General features: G+C 47.3%; 18 protein-coding genes and 2 tRNA genes. 14 read left to right on the top strand and 6 right to left on the bottom strand.

The window, feature by feature from the left end; all coding sequences use genetic code 11:
* Positions 1 to 316: 316 nt before the first annotated feature.
* On the top strand, positions 317 to 1,732 hold the full coding sequence (gene dnaA / locus RDP42_RS10240; protein ID WP_308763599.1) for a chromosomal replication initiator protein DnaA: 1,416 nt from the start codon (positions 317 to 319) through the stop codon (positions 1,730 to 1,732).
* 55 nt (positions 1,733 to 1,787) lie between these two features.
* On the opposite strand, the gene RDP42_RS10235 is transcribed toward dnaA, so the two are convergent.
* A complete protein-coding gene (locus RDP42_RS10235; protein ID WP_308763598.1) occupies positions 1,788 to 2,528 on the bottom strand; it encodes an NADPH-dependent oxidoreductase in 741 nt (246 codons plus the stop codon).
* Between the two features lie 504 nt (positions 2,529 to 3,032).
* Here RDP42_RS10235 and RDP42_RS10230 point away from each other — a divergent pair.
* From RDP42_RS10230 to RDP42_RS10220, 3 genes are all read left to right on the top strand, one after another.
* Positions 3,033 to 5,576: an adenosylcobalamin-dependent ribonucleoside-diphosphate reductase gene (locus RDP42_RS10230; RefSeq protein ID WP_308763597.1), complete on the top strand. Its 2,544-nt coding sequence runs from the start codon at positions 3,033 to 3,035 to the stop codon at positions 5,574 to 5,576.
* A 106-nt stretch (positions 5,577 to 5,682) separates the two neighbouring features.
* Positions 5,683 to 6,054, top strand: coding sequence for a dihydroneopterin aldolase (gene folB, locus RDP42_RS10225; protein ID WP_204475197.1), 372 nt, complete (start codon positions 5,683 to 5,685; stop codon positions 6,052 to 6,054).
* Positions 6,055 to 6,060: 6 nt separating this feature from the next.
* Positions 6,061 to 6,714 carry an HAD family hydrolase gene (locus RDP42_RS10220; protein ID WP_308763596.1) on the top strand — a complete coding sequence of 218 codons (654 nt, stop codon included), beginning with the start codon at positions 6,061 to 6,063 and terminating at the stop codon, positions 6,712 to 6,714.
* Between the two features lie 197 nt (positions 6,715 to 6,911).
* Here RDP42_RS10220 and RDP42_RS10215 read toward each other — a convergent pair whose 3' ends face one another.
* From RDP42_RS10215 to RDP42_RS10205, 3 genes are all read right to left on the bottom strand, one after another.
* The gene (locus RDP42_RS10215; RefSeq protein ID WP_308763595.1) at positions 6,912 to 7,970 is read right to left on the bottom strand and encodes a tetratricopeptide repeat protein; all 1,059 of its coding nucleotides are present in this window, start codon (positions 7,968 to 7,970) and stop codon (positions 6,912 to 6,914) included.
* A 56-nt stretch (positions 7,971 to 8,026) separates the two neighbouring features.
* A complete protein-coding gene (gene mnmA, locus RDP42_RS10210; RefSeq protein WP_308763594.1) occupies positions 8,027 to 9,097 on the bottom strand; it encodes a tRNA 2-thiouridine(34) synthase MnmA in 1,071 nt (356 codons plus the stop codon).
* Between the two features lie 70 nt (positions 9,098 to 9,167).
* A complete protein-coding gene (locus RDP42_RS10205) occupies positions 9,168 to 9,767 on the bottom strand; it encodes a MarC family protein (RefSeq protein ID WP_308763593.1) in 600 nt (199 codons plus the stop codon).
* A gap of 181 nt (positions 9,768 to 9,948) precedes the next feature.
* Here RDP42_RS10205 and RDP42_RS10200 point away from each other — a divergent pair, with 181 nt between their 5' ends.
* The 6 genes from RDP42_RS10200 to RDP42_RS10175 are packed head-to-tail and all read left to right on the top strand — an operon-like array spanning position 9,949 to position 15,853.
* Complete coding sequence (locus RDP42_RS10200; protein WP_303911575.1) at positions 9,949 to 10,635, top strand: Crp/Fnr family transcriptional regulator; 687 nt, start codon at positions 9,949 to 9,951, stop codon at positions 10,633 to 10,635.
* A 23-nt stretch (positions 10,636 to 10,658) separates the two neighbouring features.
* Entirely contained in the window at positions 10,659 to 12,698 is a 2,040-nt protein-coding gene (locus RDP42_RS10195; protein WP_308763592.1) for a M3 family metallopeptidase, read from the top strand.
* A gap of 9 nt (positions 12,699 to 12,707) precedes the next feature.
* Positions 12,708 to 13,181 carry a DUF4847 family protein gene (locus RDP42_RS10190; protein ID WP_308763591.1) on the top strand — a complete coding sequence of 158 codons (474 nt, stop codon included), beginning with the start codon at positions 12,708 to 12,710 and terminating at the stop codon, positions 13,179 to 13,181.
* A gap of 9 nt (positions 13,182 to 13,190) precedes the next feature.
* On the top strand, positions 13,191 to 13,625 hold the full coding sequence (locus tag RDP42_RS10185; protein ID WP_022354294.1) for a dCMP deaminase family protein: 435 nt from the start codon (positions 13,191 to 13,193) through the stop codon (positions 13,623 to 13,625).
* A 5-nt stretch (positions 13,626 to 13,630) separates the two neighbouring features.
* The gene (locus tag RDP42_RS10180; protein WP_308763590.1) at positions 13,631 to 15,283 is read left to right on the top strand and encodes a S41 family peptidase; all 1,653 of its coding nucleotides are present in this window, start codon (positions 13,631 to 13,633) and stop codon (positions 15,281 to 15,283) included.
* Between the two features lie 6 nt (positions 15,284 to 15,289).
* Positions 15,290 to 15,853 carry a 5-formyltetrahydrofolate cyclo-ligase gene (locus tag RDP42_RS10175; RefSeq protein WP_308763589.1) on the top strand — a complete coding sequence of 188 codons (564 nt, stop codon included), beginning with the start codon at positions 15,290 to 15,292 and terminating at the stop codon, positions 15,851 to 15,853.
* Here the strand turns inward: RDP42_RS10175 and RDP42_RS10170 are convergent.
* Positions 15,828 to 16,118, bottom strand: a complete 291-nt coding sequence (locus tag RDP42_RS10170; protein WP_303911586.1) for a DUF721 domain-containing protein — start codon at positions 16,116 to 16,118, stop codon at positions 15,828 to 15,830. The two genes, RDP42_RS10175 and RDP42_RS10170, sit on opposite strands and share 26 nt — an antisense overlap.
* Positions 16,105 to 17,226: a DNA replication/repair protein RecF gene (recF, locus tag RDP42_RS10165; RefSeq protein ID WP_308763588.1), complete on the bottom strand. Its 1,122-nt coding sequence runs from the start codon at positions 17,224 to 17,226 to the stop codon at positions 16,105 to 16,107. Before recF ends, RDP42_RS10170 begins: the two co-directional genes overlap by 14 nt.
* A gap of 148 nt (positions 17,227 to 17,374) precedes the next feature.
* Here recF and RDP42_RS10160 point away from each other — a divergent pair, with 148 nt between their 5' ends.
* From RDP42_RS10160 to RDP42_RS10145, 4 genes are all read left to right on the top strand, one after another.
* Positions 17,375 to 18,052 carry a tol-pal system YbgF family protein gene (locus RDP42_RS10160; RefSeq protein ID WP_204475097.1) on the top strand — a complete coding sequence of 226 codons (678 nt, stop codon included), beginning with the start codon at positions 17,375 to 17,377 and terminating at the stop codon, positions 18,050 to 18,052.
* Between the two features lie 140 nt (positions 18,053 to 18,192).
* Positions 18,193 to 18,687, top strand: a complete 495-nt coding sequence (ribH, locus tag RDP42_RS10155; protein ID WP_308763587.1) for a 6,7-dimethyl-8-ribityllumazine synthase — start codon at positions 18,193 to 18,195, stop codon at positions 18,685 to 18,687.
* A gap of 51 nt (positions 18,688 to 18,738) precedes the next feature.
* Positions 18,739 to 18,821 (top strand) — tRNA-Tyr (locus tag RDP42_RS10150).
* 9 nt (positions 18,822 to 18,830) lie between these two features.
* A tRNA-Gly gene (locus tag RDP42_RS10145) sits at positions 18,831 to 18,903 on the top strand.
* Positions 18,904 to 18,978: the final 75 nt, after the last annotated feature.

Below are 18,978 nucleotides of genomic sequence, written 5' to 3'. Positions count from 1 at the left end.
GAAACAATCTAAATAGAAAGGAATACCCGAAGAAGAAAAGTAAAGAATCTCAAATACATGATTTTCAAAGAAAAACCACATCAGACGGAGGGAAATCACGCCAAAAAGGAGAGATACTAACCAATTGATAAGCAAGACATTATAGATTCACAAGTCATTTCTCTTTAACAAGGATTTTAACAAACCCATAATGTCTTATTTATCAACGACTTAATTTATCGAAATAAAAAGCAAGCAAAAAGGCATTTGTTTTTCTGAAATTTCATTACGAAATTTGCAAGCGTAGAAGTTTCGCTTTATTAATAACAACGCACGTATGATTGAACATAACCAAGCCGTTGCATTGTGGAACCGGTGTCTGGCATTCATCAAGGACAACGTAAATGCTACGGCTTTTAAAACATGGTTTGAGCCTATCGTACCTTTAAAATATGAGGATACAGAAAAGGCATTGACAATCGGCGTCCCAAGTCCTTTCTTCTATGAATATCTGGAAGAAAAGTACGTGGGATTGCTGCGCGCCGCCATCTATAAAGAAATAGGTGAAGGCACGGAGTTGATGTACTCTATCCTGACCGATAAGACCAACCATATCACAGTCAATATAGAAGGCACAAAACGCTCTTACGCACTGCCGGAACAGGCTCCTGTGTACAACGGAAACAAGGCACCGAATCCTTTGCAGGCTCCGGCTCCACAGGATTTGGATCCTCATCTGAACCCGAACTACAACTTTGAGAACTTCATTAAAGGAAACAGCAATGAATTCTCCAGGACAGTGGCAGAGACCGTTGCCCAGAACCCGGCACGTACCTTCAACCCCTTGTTTATCTATGGCCCTTCGGGAGTGGGAAAAACCCATCTGATTAACGCCATCGGTACAAGAATCAAGGAATTGTATCCGGAAAAACGGGTGCTGTATGTATCCGCTCATCTTTTCCAGGTGCAATACACTGACTCTGTACGAACCAACCACTTCAATGATTTCATTAGCTTCTACCAGACAATCGACGTGCTGATCATTGATGATATACAGGAATTTGCAGGGGTTACCAAAACGCAAAACACGTTCTTCCATATCTTCAACCACCTTCACCAGAACGGAAAGCAACTGATTCTGACTTCAGACCGTGCACCCGTCATGCTGCAGGGAATGGAAGACCGTCTGCTCACCCGTTTCAAATGGGGCTTGGTTGCGGAACTGGAGAAACCGGATATCGAACTCCGAAAGAACATCCTGCGCAACAAGATCAAGCGTGACGGACTGGTCATTCCGGAATCGGTTATCAGCTACATTGCAGAAAGCGTAAACGAGAGCGTGCGTGAACTGGAAGGTATCGTCAATTCGCTGCTGGCTCAGTCCATCTTGTTCAAACGGGAAATTGACCTTGATCTGGCACAACACATCGTGAGAAAGGCAGTAAAATGCGCCGAGAGCAAACCGATGACCGTAAGCGACATCATCACGAAAGTGTGCGAGCATTACAAGATTGATGAAACAGCCATTCACACAAAGACCCGCAAGCGGGAAGTGGTACAGGTAAGACAGGTAGCCATGTATCTGGCGAAGAAACATACCGATACCTCTTCTTCCAAGATCGGTCAGCTGATAGGCAACAAAGACCACGCCACAGTGTTGCATGCCTGCAAGATTGTGAAAGACCAGGTAGATGTGGACAAAGCATTTAAGGCAGAAATAGAAGAAATAGAAACCAGTCTTCGAATGAGATAAAAAAAGAGGTGACTTGAAATTCAAGTCACCTCTTTTTTTATCTATCCTGATACCCTCAATCATCAAATCCTTGCCGCTTCAATACTTTCTTCAAGCCTTCCGACATAAATTCATTATCCGATTTCTTATAACGGATATCCGTGAAAATCTGGGCCAGCGTCTCGGTGTGATTGATTTCCACAAATTGCTTGTTTTCAGGCAAGCTTTCCTTATACGCATAAATATCGTCTATCTCTTCAGGAGTATAGTCATGGTACTGCTCCTCATGGATGATGCCCCGAATGGGCAAACGATCAGGTTGTGCGGGACATTCATCGGGATAGCCTACCGTAATGGTAGCTATCGGAACCACCAGTTTTGGAAGCTTCAGCAAATCGATAATCTGATCAGGATTATAAATGGTAGTTCCCAGATAACATATTCCCAGTCCTTTCTCTTCGGCCAGCGTACAGAAGTTCTGTGTTACCAGCAAAGCATCGGTCGCCGCATTCAGAAAAGAAATGAAATTATTATAACCAGGTTCTGCCTTCCGCTGTTCACACCACTTGCTGAACCGGTTAAAATCGGCACAGAAAGTCAGCACAACCGGAGCCGAAGTAACCATCGGCTGATTAAAATGAGCAGGAGCCAGACGCTCCTTCATTTTCGCATCCCTCGTTACAACCACACTATACAACTGCATATTTCCCATGGTGGAAGCCCGGAATGCTTCCTCCAGCAATTCATTCAGCAATTCGGCAGGCACATCTTCCTGTGTATATTTGCGAATGGTCCGTCTGTTCTTTATTGATTCCATATTATATCGGCTTTATATGATATGTACAAAGATAGTGAAAGTCGAAGGCATAAAACCAAACTTGTTTGGGTTTTATGCTAAGACGCCTCCTATCTTATGCAAAGATAGTGAAAGCTGAGTGCAGAGGCAAATAGAAAACCATGTTTTCTGAATTTGACTATGCCGAGGCGCATCCTATCTTCTCTAAAGATAGTGAAAGCCGAGCGCAGAGGCCTGGAAACCGACAAAAATCCCTGTACTTTTCCGAATGATAAAAAACAACCATAAATTCACCAAGTTTTCTAAAATGGAAAACTTTTCAACGAGACAAAATTTACATATATCTAATTATCAATAAAATAAAAAACAAAAGTAGAAAACCACCTACCTTGTTGATAACTTCTTCCATTTTTATTTTGTGAATTAAAAAAACATCTTTAGCTTTGCAAACGTTTGTTGGAAATAAAACGAGCTTCTACATATTACACTGACTTTTATTGAAAACAAATCATATAACAAATAACCGTGGAAAAGAAAACGTACAGCTACGATGAAGCTTTCAATGCTTCGTTGGAGTATTTCAATGGAGACGAACTGGCAGCCCGCGTTTGGGTAAACAAATACGCCGTGAAGGACTCTTTTGGAAACATCTATGAAAAATCTCCAGTGGATATGCATTGGCGAATAGCCAATGAGGTGGCCCGTATCGAGGCAAAATATCCTAATGCACTCAGTTCGCAAGAACTTTTCGATTTGATGGACCATTTCAAGTACATCATACCGCAAGGTAGTCCGATGACTGGAATTGGAAACAACTATCAGATTGCCTCACTGTCCAACTGCTTTGTGATTGGACTTGACGGAAATGCTGACTCTTACGGAGCCATTATCCGTATCGACGAGGAACAGGTACAACTGATGAAACGCCGTGGAGGTGTGGGACACGACTTGTCGCATATCCGCCCGAAGGGTTCTCCAGTAAAAAACTCTGCCCTGACCTCTACCGGACTCGTTCCGTTCATGGAGCGCTATTCCAATTCAACCCGTGAGGTGGCTCAAGACGGACGCCGCGGAGCGCTGATGCTGACCGTGTCCATCAAGCATCCGGATTCAGAAGCATTCATCGACGCCAAGATGACAGAAGGAAAAGTGACCGGAGCCAACGTATCTGTCAAACTGGATGATGCCTTCATGCAGGCTGCTGTAGAAGGAAAGCCTTATATACAGCAGTATCCGATTGATTCACCCAACCCGATGGTTTCAAAAGAAATCGATGCTTCTACCTTGTGGAAGAAGATTGTACACAATGCTTGGAAATCGGCAGAACCGGGCGTATTGTTCTGGGATACCATTATCCGCGAATCTGTACCCGACTGCTACGCCGATTTAGGTTTCCGTACGGTTTCTACCAATCCTTGCGGTGAAATTCCATTGTGTCCGTACGATTCCTGCCGTCTGCTGGCCATCAACCTGTATTCATACGTAGTCAATCCGTTTACTCCGGAAGCTTACTTCGACTTCGACCTGTTCAAGAAACATGTGGCACTGGCACAGCGCATCATGGACGACATCATCGACCTGGAGCTGGAAAAGATTGAACGCATCTTTGAAAAGATTGATTCTGACCCGGAAAGCATGGAAGTAAAAGGTACCGAACGTCACCTGTGGGAAAAGATTTACCACAAATCAGGTTTGGGACGCCGTACAGGTGTAGGTATCACAGCCGAAGGCGATATGCTGGCTGCCATGGGATTGCGCTACGGCACAGAAGAAGCTACCGATTTCTCTGAAAAAGTACATAAGACCATCGCGCTCGAAGCCTACCGCTCCTCTGTGAACATGGCCAAGGAACGTGGCGCTTTCGAAATCTACGATACGGAACGTGAAAAGAACAACCCGTTCATCAACCGTCTGAAAGAGGCTGACCCTGAATTGTACGAAGAAATGAAGACGTATGGCCGACGCAACATCGCCTGCCTGACTATCGCACCGACCGGTACCACCAGCTTGATGACACAGACAACTTCTGGTATCGAACCGGTATTCATGCCGGTGTACAAACGCCGCCGGAAAGTCAATCCGAATGACACCAACGTACATGTAGATTTCGTGGATGAAACAGGAGACGCTTTCGAAGAATACATCGTATTCCACCACAAGTTCCTGACTTGGATGAAGGTAAACGGTTACGATCCAGACAAGCGTTACACGCAGGAAGAAATTGACGAACTGGTGGCCAAATCACCTTATTACAAAGCAACTTCCAACGATGTAGACTGGCTGATGAAAGTCAAGATGCAGGGCCGTATCCAGAAATGGGTAGACCACTCTATCAGCGTCACCATCAACCTGCCGAACAACGTCAGCGAAGAACTCGTCAACCAGCTTTACGTAGAAGCATGGCGTTCTGGTTGCAAAGGCTGTACCGTATACCGTGACGGTTCTCGTGCCGGCGTACTGCTCTCTACCAAGAAGAAAGACAAGAAAGAAGAAGAGGAATGCCGCTGCAAACCGCCTCAGGTAGTGGAAGTCCGCCCGAAAGTGCTGGAAGCCGATGTGGTGCGTTTCCAGAACAACAAGGAAAAATGGGTGGCTTTTGTCGGCCTGCTCGACGGAAGACCTTACGAAATCTTTACCGGTCTGCAGGACGACGAAGAAGGCATTGTGCTGCCGAAGTCAGTTACTTCCGGACGTATCATCAAGAGCTACGACGAAGACGGAACCAAGCACTACGACTTCCAGTTTGAGAACAAGCGCGGTTACAAGATGACCATCGAAGGACTTTCTGAAAAGTTCAACAAGGAATACTGGAACTACGCCAAGCTGATTTCAGGAGTGCTCCGCTGGAGAATGCCGATTGAACAGGTCATCAAGCTGGTAAGCTCCCTACAGCTGGATAGCGAAAGCATCAACACCTGGAAAAACGGTGTGGAAAGAGCCTTGAAGAAATACGTACAAGACGGAACAGAAGCCAAAGGCGTGAAATGTCCGAACTGCGGTCATGAAACGCTGGTATATCAGGAAGGCTGTCTGATCTGCAAGACCTGTGGTTCTTCACGCTGCGGATAAACTCTTACATACGAGTGACTTTACTCATTTATTTTCAGGCATGAATCAGGCAGAAGGCTGTACCTCAGCCGTGCCCGATTCATGCCTCTCTTCTATCTCCTTCCCTATGAAACAATCTGACATGTACATTTGCCTGAACGGGCTGAAACTTTATGCATTCCACGGCGTGCTGCCACAGGAAAACAAAATCGGTGCCGAGTACACCCTCAACCTGCGGTTGAAAACAGACTTCAGCCGTGCTTCACAGACCGACGACCTGCAATATACCCTCAACTATGCCGAGGTATTCCAAGCCGTGAAAGAAGAAATGCAGCAGCCATCCCAACTGTTAGAACACGTCATCCAGCGCATTGCCGAACGGCTGTTCCGCGACTTTCCTACCCTCACGGAAGTCAAGATTGCCCTGTTCAAACAAAACCCTCCCATGGGAGCAGACTGCGAGGAAACCGGAGTGGAATCAACTTATACCAAAAACTAACGCCATATGAAAAAACTTGTGATTTTTGACTTGGACGGAACTTTACTAAACACCATTGCCGACCTGGCCGCGGCCACCAATCATGCCCTGACCCAGTTCGGCTATCCTACCCACTCGACGGATGCCTACCGTTTCTTTGTGGGCAACGGCATCAACAAACTTTTTGAGCGGGCACTCCCTGAAACAGACAGAACTCCGGAAAACGTCTTGCGTATCCGGTCGAAGTTCGTACCTTACTATAACATCCACAATGCAGATTTAAGCCGCCCTTATCCCGGCATCGAGGACCTGCTCAATCAGCTGCAGCAACATCACATCCAGATAGCAGTCGCATCCAACAAATACCAGGAAGCCACCGCCAAACTCATCGGACAATATTTTCCTGCCATCCGTTTCACTGCGGTTTTCGGGCAGCGGGAAAACGTACCGACCAAACCTGACCCACAAGTCGTAAACGAGATTATCCAGCTGGCAGGAGTCAGCAAGGAAGAAGTGGTGTATATCGGCGACTCCGGAGTCGACATGCAGACAGGCCTCAACGCAGGCGTCACCACCATCGGTGTATGCTGGGGATTCCGTCCCAAGAGTGAACTGCAGGAATTCCACCCGAACCTGCTGGCGGAAAAGCCGGAAGACATCAGTCGTTTCCTGCAACTATAACAGATTTCCAGACGGCGAGCATCTTCACAAGGAGCGCGCCACACACCCCCAAAAAGAACGCCTTTGCGTTTTTCCCAAAACGCCCTTACGTTTTACTTCAAACGCAAGTACATTTCAGGTAAAACGCAAAGGCGTTTTATATTAAACGCAAGGACGTTTCAGTCCAAACGCTTCGTAGTTTTCCGAGAAGAGAAAATTCACGACTTTGAGAGCCGTTTCAGTGCCAGATGATGTCCTGCCTGGGCAGCTTTCTTATACCAGAACATAGCCAAATGCAGGTCGGGAGCACCGGTCCAACCTTCTTCGTATCCTTGTCCAATCCGATAAAAGGCATAAGGGTCGGACGAATGGCGGTAAGCCTCGAAAGCCCGCGGCAACGAAACCGGCAACTGACCGCATCCCTTACGGTACAAATCGCCCAGATTGACCGAAGCATAAGTCATATCGCCCTGCCGTACCGCTTCCTTGAACCAGAATTCAGCTTCATAGCCATCGGAATTTACGCCGACTCCTTCCTGATACAAGGTACCGATGTCGTTCAATACCACTCCATCTACGCGAGTTCCTTCCCGGTATTCCTTTCCCAGTTCCAGCAACATGTCCACATCTTCCTGCGAAAAGCTTTCCCAGGCCTCCGTGCCGTCTGACTGCCAAGACTTGACACGGCCGATTGACACATGCTGAGGTACATCCACCTCCACATCCATGGCATACGCCAGGCTGTCGGCCATGAACTCCTCACGGGTAGCCTCCGAAAGCCAGCCCTTTCGTAACAGATACTGAATATAGCCATAAATACGCGAAGTGGAAGAATGAAGGTTCACCCCATATTGCTTCAACTGCTCCAACGAAACATAACAAATCCCTTCTTTCGGCAGTTCCAGGTAGCAACGGGGGATGACCGAGAGCACCACTTTCAGGGAAGCAATTTCCTCCCCGATACAATCTTCTATCCACTGCGTTCCCAAACGTTCATACACAGAATAAGTCTTTCCATCCTCTCCCGATACCAGTTTCGGGCTATGTCCATTCAGATACAACCCCAATGTATCAATCAGATAAGGAAAGAACTTGTAATCATCATAAGAAGCCAATCCGTCCATAGCTACCATCACCCGTCCCTTCTCGTCATCTGAAATGGCAAATGAAGTGGTAGAATATTCCGGACGATGAAAATAATACAGATTTTTTCCCTGATACGTGCCCTGAAGTGTCACCTTGATTGGCACCTCCAATTTACGGATAAGTTCCTTCATACGAAAAGAACCCGACGCGTTCAGTTGAAAAGAAATTCGCATAGTCAGCCTTTCTGTTAAAAAAATTCCTTCGTTCTTATCTCGCCACTGCCGATGCACAGGCGAGCATCCTTGTCATAAATCACCCCGAACTGTCCAGGGGCTATCCCCTGTATCGGCTCCCTGCTGGACACCTGCAATCCGTTATCCGAGAAACGGATGGTTCCAGTCTGAAAGGTATCCGTGTGACGTATCTTGAAACAAATTTCAGTTTCCGGTTCTTTCCAAGGATTCAATGTAATGAAATGGAAGTCCTTCAGGTAAAAGGAATAGCCAAACTGCTTTTCTGTATCATAACCATGCGACACATAGATAATGTTTTCTTCTACGTTCTTGCCCACCACGAACCACGGTCCACCTCCCAGGCCCAGTCCCTTTCGCTGACCGATGGTATGAAACCAGTATCCGCGGTGCTGCCCGATGATTTTCCCAGTCTCCAGTTCCACGACCGGGCCCGGCCGTTCCCCCAGAAAACGACGGATGAAATCATTGTAGTTTATCTTTCCTAAGAAACAGATACCCTGACTGTCCTTCCGTCTGGCGCTGGGCAAAGAAGCTTCGAGGGCCAGTGCCCGTACTTCTTCTTTCCGCAAGTCACCCAACGGGAACATCAGCCGGGACACCTGCAGATAATCAATCTGTGCCAGGAAATCCGTCTGGTCCTTCACCGGGTCTTTGGCTGTTGCCAACCACGTATGTCCATCTACCACAAGTGTAGAAGCATAATGTCCTGTAGCTATCTTATCATAGTCATGTCCGGCCTTTTGGTCAAAACAGCCGAACTTAATCAGTTTATTGCACATCACATCCGGATTGGGAGTGAGTCCACGTCGTACCTTGTCTATCGTGTAGGCCACTACATTCTCCCAATATTCCTTCTGCAAATCGACGATATGAAACGGCAGTCCATACTTACGGGCAGTGGCAGAAGCCAGTTCTATATCCTCTTCCGCCGTACACGTCAGTTCCTCATCCGTATCCATCCCAATCTTTATGTAAAACAAGTCGGGTTTGTATCCTTGCTCACACAACAGATGTACCGCTACCGCGCTGTCCACTCCTCCCGAAATCAATGCTGCTATTTTCATGTCTGTTCTTTTTTGGCGGCAAATATACCGCTCATCCTCCAAATGCCCAATACCCTTTTCAAGGTATATCTCACTTCAAAGCCTGAAACTGTTCGATGAGAGACGTAATGTTTGCGGTAAACAAACGAGCCGAAATGGCCAGCAAGATGATGCCGAAAAATTTACGGATGACATAGATTCCACCTTTCCCCAGCATCCGTTCGATGCGGTCGGTCACTTTCAACACAATATAGACCCATACCATATTCAATATCAGCGCCAGCACGATGTTAATCGACGCATATTCCGCCCGCAACGACAACAGGGTGGTAAACGCACCCGCACCTGCCAGCAAAGGGAATACCAGAGGTACCAGCGTGGCCTCCTTGATAGGGCCTGTATTCTTGAAAATCTCGATATCCAGAATCATTTCCAGCGACATCAGAAAGATAACAAACGCACCCGCCACCGCAAACGAAGCGATGTCTACCTGAAACAAGCGCAGCATCATGTCGCCGGCATAGAAGAATCCCAATAGAAGGACAAAAGCGATAAGAGTAGCCTTTGGCGCATTCACCGGCCTTCCTTTCTGCTTCAAATCCAATATAATAGGGATAGAACCAATAATGTCAATCACTGCAAAAAGAACGATAAAGGCGCTCAAAAACTGTTGAAAATTAAATCCAATCATTGTTATATTCCAATTACTTTTGCAAAGTTATCATTTTTTCATACACGTGCAAGAATCCACAAACATTATCAGACCGTAAGAAAGGATAAAAAAGATAAAACCTATAATAAAGGAACTGCTATAGTACGGAATTATACTTAACTTTGTATGTTAAAAGATAACTTAATAAAGTTAACGAGAGATGGAATTGACAATGTACGACAAGCTTTTACAGCTCCCTCTGTTTCAAGGAATGTCGAAATTCGACTTTACCGACATTCTGGAAAAAGTAAAAATTCACTTCAATAAATATGAACCTGGAAGCTGCCTGGTAAAACAGGATAGTCTGTGCGACCAACTGATTTTCGTCCTCGACGGAGATGTACAGATAGAATCCAACGACCTGTCCCACAAATATACCTTGTGGGAAAATTTTAAAAGTCCGAACGTCATTGAGCCTTACTCCCTGTTTGGTATGCGTACGTATTACACGGCCTCTTATACAGCACTGACCGAAGTCAATACGCTCCACATTGAGAAATCTTATATCCTCAACGAGCTGTGCCGCTACGAAGTGTTTAACCTGAACTACCTGAACATGCTGAGCAACCGGGGACAAGTGATTTACCACAAGCTGTGGAACGCCCATATCGGCAAGACACGCGATAAAATCATCAACTTCCTTTTGCTGCGCTGCATGACACCTTACGGCCCCAAGAAGCTGTCTATCCGTATGGAAGACCTGGCCCGGCTCATCGACGACACGCGCATCAACGTATCAAACGTGCTGAACGACTTGCAGAAACGGGGCCTCATCCAACTGGGACGACGCACATTCAGCATCCCTGAACTGAGAGATGTGGTCCAACTTCTGGGCCAAAAAGAATAAATCTAACTTTTTACTGAAAACTTATGAACAATCCATTTTTACAACCCTATCATACGCTGCATCACACCACTCCCTTCCCGCAAATACGGATAGAAGACTATGAACCGGCCATCCGGGAAGGCATGCGGCAGGAAGACGAAGAAATTCAGCAAATCACCGGCAATCCGGAACAACCAACCTTCCAGAACACGATTCTGGCACTGGAACATGCCGGAAAGACGCTCGACCGGGTAACTACCGTGTTGTTCAACCTGCTGAGTGCGGAGACTTGTGACGAACTGGAGGCCGTGGCAGAAAAGATGACGCCTGAACTTTCGGCACACGCCAACAACATCAGCCTCAACGAAGCATTGTTTGCCCGCGTGAAAGCGGTGTATGACCAAAGAGAAAAGCTTTCACTGACCCCGGAAGAACGCCAACTGCTGGAAAAATCATACGACGGATTCGTCCGCAACGGAGCGAATCTTTCGGAAGAAGACAAGGCTACCTTCCGCCAGCTGAGCATGGAACTGAGCAGCCTGACCCTGAAGTTCTCGCAGAACCATCTGAAAGAAACGAACAGCTTCGAACTGGTGCTGACACAGGAAGACGACTTGGCCGGACTACCGGAAAGTGCCGTGGAGGCAGCTGCTCATACTGCTCACGAAAAAGGGAAAGACGGATGTTGGATCATCACCTTGCAGGCTCCCAGCTACGTGCCTTTCATGAAATACAGCGACAGAAGAGACCTGCGTAAACAGCTGTACATGGCCTATAACACACAATGCTGTCACGACAACGAGTTCAACAACCTCGACATCGTAAAACGGTTGGTCAACCTGCGCATGGAACTGGCCCAGTTGTTGGGTTTCTCCAATTATGCGGAATATGTACTGAAAAAACGTATGGCCGAAAACAGCGAACATGTCTACAAACTATTGGACGATTTGCTGGATGCCTATACACCGGTGGCCCAAAAGGAAGTGGAAGAAATCCGCACGCTGGCCCGCGAACTGGAAGGAAACGACTTCGAACTGATGCCATGGGATTTCTCCTATTACGCCGAGAAACTGAAAAACCGGAAATTCAGCCTGGACGAAGAAGCCCTCCGCCCCTATTTTGAGCTGAGCCGCGTAAAAGCTGGCGTATTCGGGCTGGCCACCCGCCTCTATGGCATCACCTTCAAGGAAAACAAAGAAATACCGGTCTACCACCCCGATGTACAGGCCTACGAAGTATTCGACCGCGACGGAAGCTTCCTGGCCGTACTCTATACCGACTTCCATCCACGCGAAGGCAAGCGTTCGGGTGCCTGGATGACCAGCTACAAGGAACAATGGATAGACGACGATGGCACCAACAGTCGCCCGCACGTCTCCGTGACCATGAATTTTACCAAGCCCACGAAAGACAAGCCGGCCTTGCTGACCTTCTCGGAAGTCAACACCTTCCTACACGAATTCGGCCATGCCTTGCACGGTATGTTTGCCAATACGCGCTTCCAAAGCATGAGCGGCACAAACGTATATTGGGATTTTGTGGAACTTCCTTCACAAATCATGGAAAACTTTGCCATAGAAAAAGAATTTTTAAATACATTCGCATGTCACTACCAAACAGGAGAGCCCATTCCGGCAGAACTGGTCCAGCGTATTGTAGATGCCTCGAACTTCAACGTGGCTTACGCCTGCTTGCGCCAAGTCAGCTTCGGACTGCTCGACATGGCCTGGTATACTCGCCAGACTCCGTTTGAAGGAGATGTGAAAGCATACGAAAAAGCGTCCTGGCAACGCACCCAACTGCTGCCACAGCTGGATGACACCTGCATGAGCGTACAGTTCGGTCACATCATGTCGGGAGGTTACTCTGCCGGATACTACAGCTACAAATGGGCGGAAGTGCTGGATGCCGATGCATTTTCCGTATTCAAGGAAAAAGGTATCTTCAATCCGGAAACGGCACGCTCCTTCCGCGAGAATATTCTGTCGAAAGGGGGTACCGAACACCCGACGACACTCTACAAGCGTTTCCGCGGGCAGGAACCAACCATCGACGCATTATTAAAAAGAAATGGAATAAAATAATCAAGCCGTATGAAGACATTAAAATATTTTTGTTACACATTATGCATTGCACTCTCATCCTTACTCTACGGATGCAATCAGGAAGATGACATCAATGAAATTTTCGACAGTGGAGTGTGGCAATTGGTAAACTATTATACGGGAGGAGACTGGAACTCCAACAATGACCGGTATGCACGTCCTGCCTACACAACGCCACAAGATCTGGAAACATTAGGCAAAATCACCATTACCTTTGACAGTGACGGCACTTTCAACGGTACCCTCGATGGAGGAACCTTTGAGGGCAAATGGCAGGCCAACCCGAAGGACAGAAGCTTTGCTGTCATCGGCGAAATTAAAGCTTCCATCAGTTTGTCTGGAAAGAATGCGGAATTCATCAAGAAGCTGAAACTGGCAAGCTATTATAAAGGAAACAGCAGAGGATTCCTCCAGCTTGCTCCCGATGCGCGCACCACCTACATGCAATTCACCCATAAATGATACAGAATTATGGAACCATCAGAACATAAACAGGAAATACTGGACAAACGCTATATGCGTATGGCACTCATCTGGGCCGAGAACTCCTATTGCAAGCGGCGTCAGGTGGGAGCATTGATTGTCAAGGACAAGATGATTATCTCAGACGGATACAACGGCACACCGGCCGGATTCGAAAATGTGTGTGAAGACGAAAACGGAGTAACCCGTCCTTACGTGCTCCATGCCGAGGCCAACGCCATCACCAAGATAGCCCGCTCCAGCAACAGCAGCGAGGGAGCCACCATGTATGTCACTGCCTCCCCGTGCATTGAATGTGCCAAACTGATTATTCAGGCCGGCATCAAGCGGGTGGTCTATGCCGAAAAATACCGGCTGGAAGACGGACTGGATTTACTGAAGAGAGCCCATATTGAAGTTGTATATCTTAACCCAAATGAATAAGAATTATGAAAAATAACCGAACACGCCTCATTCCGTTTCTGCTGGCCATCGCCCTGATTGCAGGCATCGCCATCGGTACATTCTATGCCAACCATTTTTCCGGCAATAAACTGGGTATCATCAATACGTCTTCCAATAAATTGAATGCCTTGCTGCGCATCATTGACGACCAGTATGTAGATACGGTTAACATCAGCGACTTAGTGGAAGAAGCCATGCCGCAGATTCTTTCCGAACTCGACCCGCACTCTTCCTATATTCCAGCCAAAGACTTGGAGGCTGTCACGGCCGACCTGAAAGGTAGCTTCAGCGGTATCGGTATCCAGTTCACCATCCAGGACGATACAATTCACGTGAACAACGTCATTCAGGGAGGTCCGTCTGAAAAAGTAGGACTGATGGCTGGCGACCGCATTGTAGAAGTAGATGACTCTGCCTTCGTGGGAAAAATCGTGACCAACGAAGAAGCCATGAAACGGCTGAAAGGTGAAAAGGGCAGCAAGGTCAAACTCGGGGTATACCGACCGGGCGAAAAGGAATTGTTGCACTTCACAGTAGTACGTGGCAACATTCCGGTCAAGAGCATTGATGCAGCCTACATGATCAACGACAAAGTGGGATATGTCAAAGTCAACAAATTCGGTGAAACCACTTATCCGGAATTATTGATAGCCCTGGCCAAACTGAACCAAAAGAACTGTGAGGGATTGATTATCGATCTTCGTGGAAACACAGGAGGCTACATGGCGGCAGCCATCCAGATGGTCAACGAATTCCTTCCCAACAACCGGCTGATTGTCTATACTCAGGGTCGCAAATCCCCGCGCGAAGACTACAACTCCAACGGTACAGGCAGCAACCAGAAAATGCCGCTCGTGGTATTGGTGGACGAAGGTTCTGCTTCTGCCAGCGAAATTTTTGCCGGAGCCATCCAAGACAATGACCGTGGAACCATCATCGGACGCCGTTCATTCGGAAAGGGACTGGTACAGCAACCCATTGAATTCAGCGACGGCTCTGCCATCCGTCTGACCATCGCCCGTTACTATACGCCATCGGGACGTTGCATCCAGAAGCCCTACGAAAAAGGGAAAGAATCGGAATATGAACTGGATTTGCTCACCCGTTACGAACACGGAGAGTTCTTCTCAGCCGACAGCATCAAACAGAACGAAACCGAAGTCTACCACACCCGTCTGGGACGTCCGGTGTATGGAGGTGGCGGTATCATGCCTGATATCTTCGTGCCACAGGATACCACCGGCATGACGTCTTATTTCCGCATGGCAGCCAACCGTGGACTGATTATCCGCTATACTTTCGAATATACCGATCAGAACCGTAGCGTATTGCAGAAATACGACACCCCGGAAAAGATGGAGGAATATTTGAAAAAACAGAACCTGCTGAACAATTTTGCCGCATGGGCGGAAAAGAAAGGTTTGAAACGCCGCAACAACCTGATGGCAAAATCACGCCGGCTGTTTGAAATGAGCCTTTACGGAAACATTATCTATAACATGCTGGGTATGGAAGCATATGTGGAATACTTGAACGAGACCGACAAGACCGTCTTGAAAGCAGTCGACATCTTGGAAAAGGGAGAATCTTTTCCAAAGGCTCCTGAGGTACAGGCTTCCAACGAGAAAAAGAAATAGAGCCTAATGGACAAAAAAGAAATACGCAAACTAATCGCACAAGAGAAGCGGAAATACTCCGCTTCTCAAAAAACTGAATGGTCTTCCAGCTTATTCCAAAAGCTGGAAGACCATCCTTTGTTTTTACAGGCGAAAACCATCCTGTTGTATCATTCCTTGCCCGATGAAGTACAGACTCATGCGTTCATCGAGCGCTGGTATCCGCACAAACGCATTGTGCTGCCTCTGGTGAAAGGTGAAGAACTCGAACTACGATATTACGAAGGAAAAGACTCATTGCAAACTGGCTCATTCGGCATTGAGGAACCTACCGGAAGACAGGTGGAAAACTGGGATGAAATCGAACTGAGCATCGTTCCCGGTGTAGCCTTCGACCGGACCGGCAACCGATTGGGACGTGGAAAAGGATACTATGACCGCACCTTGGCCCGCCTGCATTCCTATAATATAGGTGTGTGCTTTCACTTCCAGCTTTGCCCGCACATCCCGACAGAGCCTACAGACCGCTCCATGCACGAAGTCTGGACCGAGCAAGGCTGTGTGTTCAATGGAACACAATGTTCACGATGACCTGCGACCCTACCTGCGCGTTCAGATTGCGAATCAGCATCTCCCGCCCCATCATCAGCTCCTGCCGGATGACCGACGAAGACAGACTGACATAAAGTACCTGGTTCTTGATAAAAAGATTCGTGGTGTAACGGGTGATGACCGGCCCCACCACATCTTTCCAGGCATCCACCAGACGGTATTCGTTCAAGGGCGTCTCCAGCCCCTGCTGGCGAAGGAACTGCCGAAGTACATCGCCTATCTGTTCCGTATTATTCCTCTTCATATCCTTCCTTTCGTTCGGAAACTTCTCCGTTTTCCACCTCAAACAGTTTATAGTCTCCCTCAATCTTTTTCAAGATGCGGTCCAAGTGGTCGCGGTTGGTGTCCGTAATGAAAATCTGTCCGAAATTGTCACCGGCCACCAGTTTCACTATCTGTTCCACCCGAAGAGCATCCAGCTTGTCGAAGATGTCGTCCAGCAGAATCAACGGTGTAGTACCGCTTCCCGTACGTTTCAAGAACTCGAATTGGGCCAGCTTGAGCGCAATCAGATACGTTTTGTTCTGCCCTTGCGACCCTTCTCGCTTCATGGGGAACTCTCCCAACTGCATAATCAAATCGTCTTTGTGGATACCTTTCAGAGAAAATCCCATCACCCGGTCCCGCTGACGGTTTTCACGCAGCAGCGTCAGCAGGTCTCCCTCCGCCGCATGCGACTGATACGACAGTTTCACCTGCTCCCGGTTCTGGGAAATATAGGCATAATACGACTGGAAAATCGGAATAAACTCCTCGATGAACTGGCGACGCTTGCGAAACACGACTTCCCCTGTAGAAGCCATCATTTCCTCCCACACGTTCATCAGCTCCTCATCGGGTTCCAGTTCCGCCTTGAGCAAGGTATTCCGTTGCAGCAGCGCTTTGTTGTAGCGAATCAACGCATCCAGATATTCCCGGTCGAACTGCGAAATCACCACGTCCATGAAACGTCTGCGCTCTTCGCTTCCCCCCGCAATGAGCAGCGTGTCGGCCGGAGAGACCATCACCAACGGAATCAGTCCGATGTGATCCGACAAACGGGTATATTCCTTCTTGTTCCGCTTGAACTGTTTCTTCTGCCGGCGTTTCAATCCACAATACACTTCCTCCGGATCGCCTCCGTCCGTTTCATAGAATCCCTGTAGCACGAAAAAGTCCTGTCCGTGCCGGATATTCTGTGAATCAATGGGATTGGTCGCACTCTTGCAGAAAGAAAGATAATATACGGCATCCATCAGGTTGGTTTTCCCCATCCCGTTCTTTCCGATAATGCAGTTCATCTTCCGCGAAAAACTCAACTCCGCCTGTTCCAGATTCTTATAATTTACAATTGAAATGCGTTTAAGCCACATAAAACTCTTGTTATTTAGGATACAAATTTAACAATAAAAGCAAGATACATTAAAAAAACTGCCCGCAAATTTCATTTATAAGCATAAATAAACTACTTTTGCTGTCCGAATAAGTGGATTTTGAAAATAATAAAAAAACAAATATCAAATGACTGAACAAAAACACACTCATGACCCATTGAATGTAGACGAAGCGCTCAGCACTTCCGAAGCATTTCTTCTCAAAAACAAGAATCTACTGTTAGGCGTAGTAATCGCCCTGGTTGTCATTGTCGGAGGTTACCTCGGATACAAACATTTCATTTCTGAGCCAAAAGAACAGAAGGCATCGGAAGCCATCTTCAAAGGAGAACAGTACTTTGGAGACGACAACTTTGAAATCGCCCTGAAAGGCGACAGCCTGGGTTATGCAGGTTTCATCAAACTGGCAGACCAGTTCAGCGGTACAGATGCCGGCAACTTGGCCAACGCCTATGCCGGACTTTGCTATGCACAGTTGGGCAAATACGAAGACGCTATCAAATACTTGGACAAATTCAGCGGAAACGACCTGTTGGTGGCACCAGCCGTAATGGGTGCACTGGGAAACTGCTATGCACAGGTAGGACAGCTTGACAAGGCCGTAGCTACATTGCTGAAAGCTGCCGAACATGCCAACAGCATGACTTTGAGCCCGATTTACCTGATTCAGGCCGGACAGATTCTGGAAAAGCAAGGCAAGAATGCAGAAGCCGTAGACGCTTACAAGCAGGTGAAGAACAAATACGGTAATTCTTACCAGGCTATGGATATTGACAAGTACATCGAACGTGCTTCTCTGAAATAATTTCAACGAACATACTTCTATTATTATAAAAGAGTATCATCATTCAGGCCGGACCGAAAAACTCACAAGCATCTGCGGATGTACTCCAGTTTTTCGGTCCGGTTCATTTTTTTATGTATAACCCTTAACACACAACGAATATGGCAACAGCTTATCACAATCTTTCTGATTACGATTTTAATTCCGTACCCGACGCTTCACAGATGCGTTTCGGAATTGTAGTATCTGAATGGAATCACAATATCACAGGTGCCCTGCTCGACGGTGCGGTCCGCACCCTGAAAAAACACGGAGCCAAAGACGAAAACATCCTGGTCTATCCGGTGCCAGGCAGTTTTGAACTGACTTTCGGTTCTGCACAACTTATCAAAAGTAGAAAGGTAGATGCAGTCATCGCATTAGGCTGCGTGGTTCGTGGCGATACCCCCCATTTTGACTATGTATGCGCAGGTGCCACACAAGGCATTACTGAACTGAACGCAACCACCGACACCCCAGTGATTTACGGTCTGATTACCACCAACAACATGCAACAGGCAGAAGATCGCGCAGGCGGCAAATTGGGAAATAAAGGTGACGAATGTGCAGTGACAGCGATAAAAATGATTGATTTTGTTTGCAAGTTAAAAAAATAATCGTACCTTTGCAACGCAATTGAGAAAAGCACTAAATTCTCGGTTGCGGACGGGCAAATACCAGAGTGGCCAAATGGGGCAGACTGTAAATCTGCTGGCTTACGCCTTCGGTGGTTCGAATCCATCTTTGCCCACAAAAAATTGCGGAAGTAGCTCAGTTGATAGAGCATTAGCCTTCCAAGCTGAGGGTCGCGGGTTTGAGTCCCGTCTTCCGCTCTTTTATTTGAAATTCTATCGGGCAAATACCAGAGTGGCCAAATGGGGCAGACTGTAAATCTGCTGGCTTACGCC

Origin of the sequence: uncultured Bacteroides sp., from assembly GCF_902472605.1 — a bacterium.
Lineage (GTDB): Bacteria > Bacteroidota > Bacteroidia > Bacteroidales > Bacteroidaceae > Phocaeicola.
The sequence above is the reverse complement of the archived record's forward strand: the minus strand, read 5'-3'. Positions and strand labels throughout refer to the sequence as shown.

Excerpts from the sequence above, each read along its gene's own strand:
- dnaA (WP_308763599.1), top strand. The coding sequence starts at position 317 with ATGATTGAACATAACCAAGCCGTTGCATTGTGGAACCGGTGTCTGGCA.
- RDP42_RS10235 (WP_308763598.1), bottom strand. The coding sequence starts at position 2,528 with ATGGAATCAATAAAGAACAGACGGACCATTCGCAAATATACACAGGAA.
- folB (WP_204475197.1), top strand. The coding sequence starts at position 5,683 with ATGAAACAATCTGACATGTACATTTGCCTGAACGGGCTGAAACTTTAT.
- RDP42_RS10220 (WP_308763596.1), top strand. The coding sequence starts at position 6,061 with ATGAAAAAACTTGTGATTTTTGACTTGGACGGAACTTTACTAAACACC.
- RDP42_RS10215 (WP_308763595.1), bottom strand. The coding sequence starts at position 7,970 with ATGAAGGAACTTATCCGTAAATTGGAGGTGCCAATCAAGGTGACACTT.
- mnmA (WP_308763594.1), bottom strand. The coding sequence starts at position 9,097 with ATGAAAATAGCAGCATTGATTTCGGGAGGAGTGGACAGCGCGGTAGCG.
- RDP42_RS10205 (WP_308763593.1), bottom strand. The coding sequence starts at position 9,767 with ATGATTGGATTTAATTTTCAACAGTTTTTGAGCGCCTTTATCGTTCTT.
- RDP42_RS10200 (WP_303911575.1), top strand. The coding sequence starts at position 9,949 with ATGGAATTGACAATGTACGACAAGCTTTTACAGCTCCCTCTGTTTCAA.
- RDP42_RS10195 (WP_308763592.1), top strand. The coding sequence starts at position 10,659 with ATGAACAATCCATTTTTACAACCCTATCATACGCTGCATCACACCACT.
- RDP42_RS10190 (WP_308763591.1), top strand. The coding sequence starts at position 12,708 with ATGAAGACATTAAAATATTTTTGTTACACATTATGCATTGCACTCTCA.
- RDP42_RS10185 (WP_022354294.1), top strand. The coding sequence starts at position 13,191 with ATGGAACCATCAGAACATAAACAGGAAATACTGGACAAACGCTATATG.
- RDP42_RS10180 (WP_308763590.1), top strand. The coding sequence starts at position 13,631 with ATGAAAAATAACCGAACACGCCTCATTCCGTTTCTGCTGGCCATCGCC.
- RDP42_RS10175 (WP_308763589.1), top strand. The coding sequence starts at position 15,290 with ATGGACAAAAAAGAAATACGCAAACTAATCGCACAAGAGAAGCGGAAA.
- RDP42_RS10170 (WP_303911586.1), bottom strand. The coding sequence starts at position 16,118 with ATGAAGAGGAATAATACGGAACAGATAGGCGATGTACTTCGGCAGTTC.
- recF (WP_308763588.1), bottom strand. The coding sequence starts at position 17,226 with ATGTGGCTTAAACGCATTTCAATTGTAAATTATAAGAATCTGGAACAG.
- RDP42_RS10160 (WP_204475097.1), top strand. The coding sequence starts at position 17,375 with ATGACTGAACAAAAACACACTCATGACCCATTGAATGTAGACGAAGCG.
- ribH (WP_308763587.1), top strand. The coding sequence starts at position 18,193 with ATGGCAACAGCTTATCACAATCTTTCTGATTACGATTTTAATTCCGTA.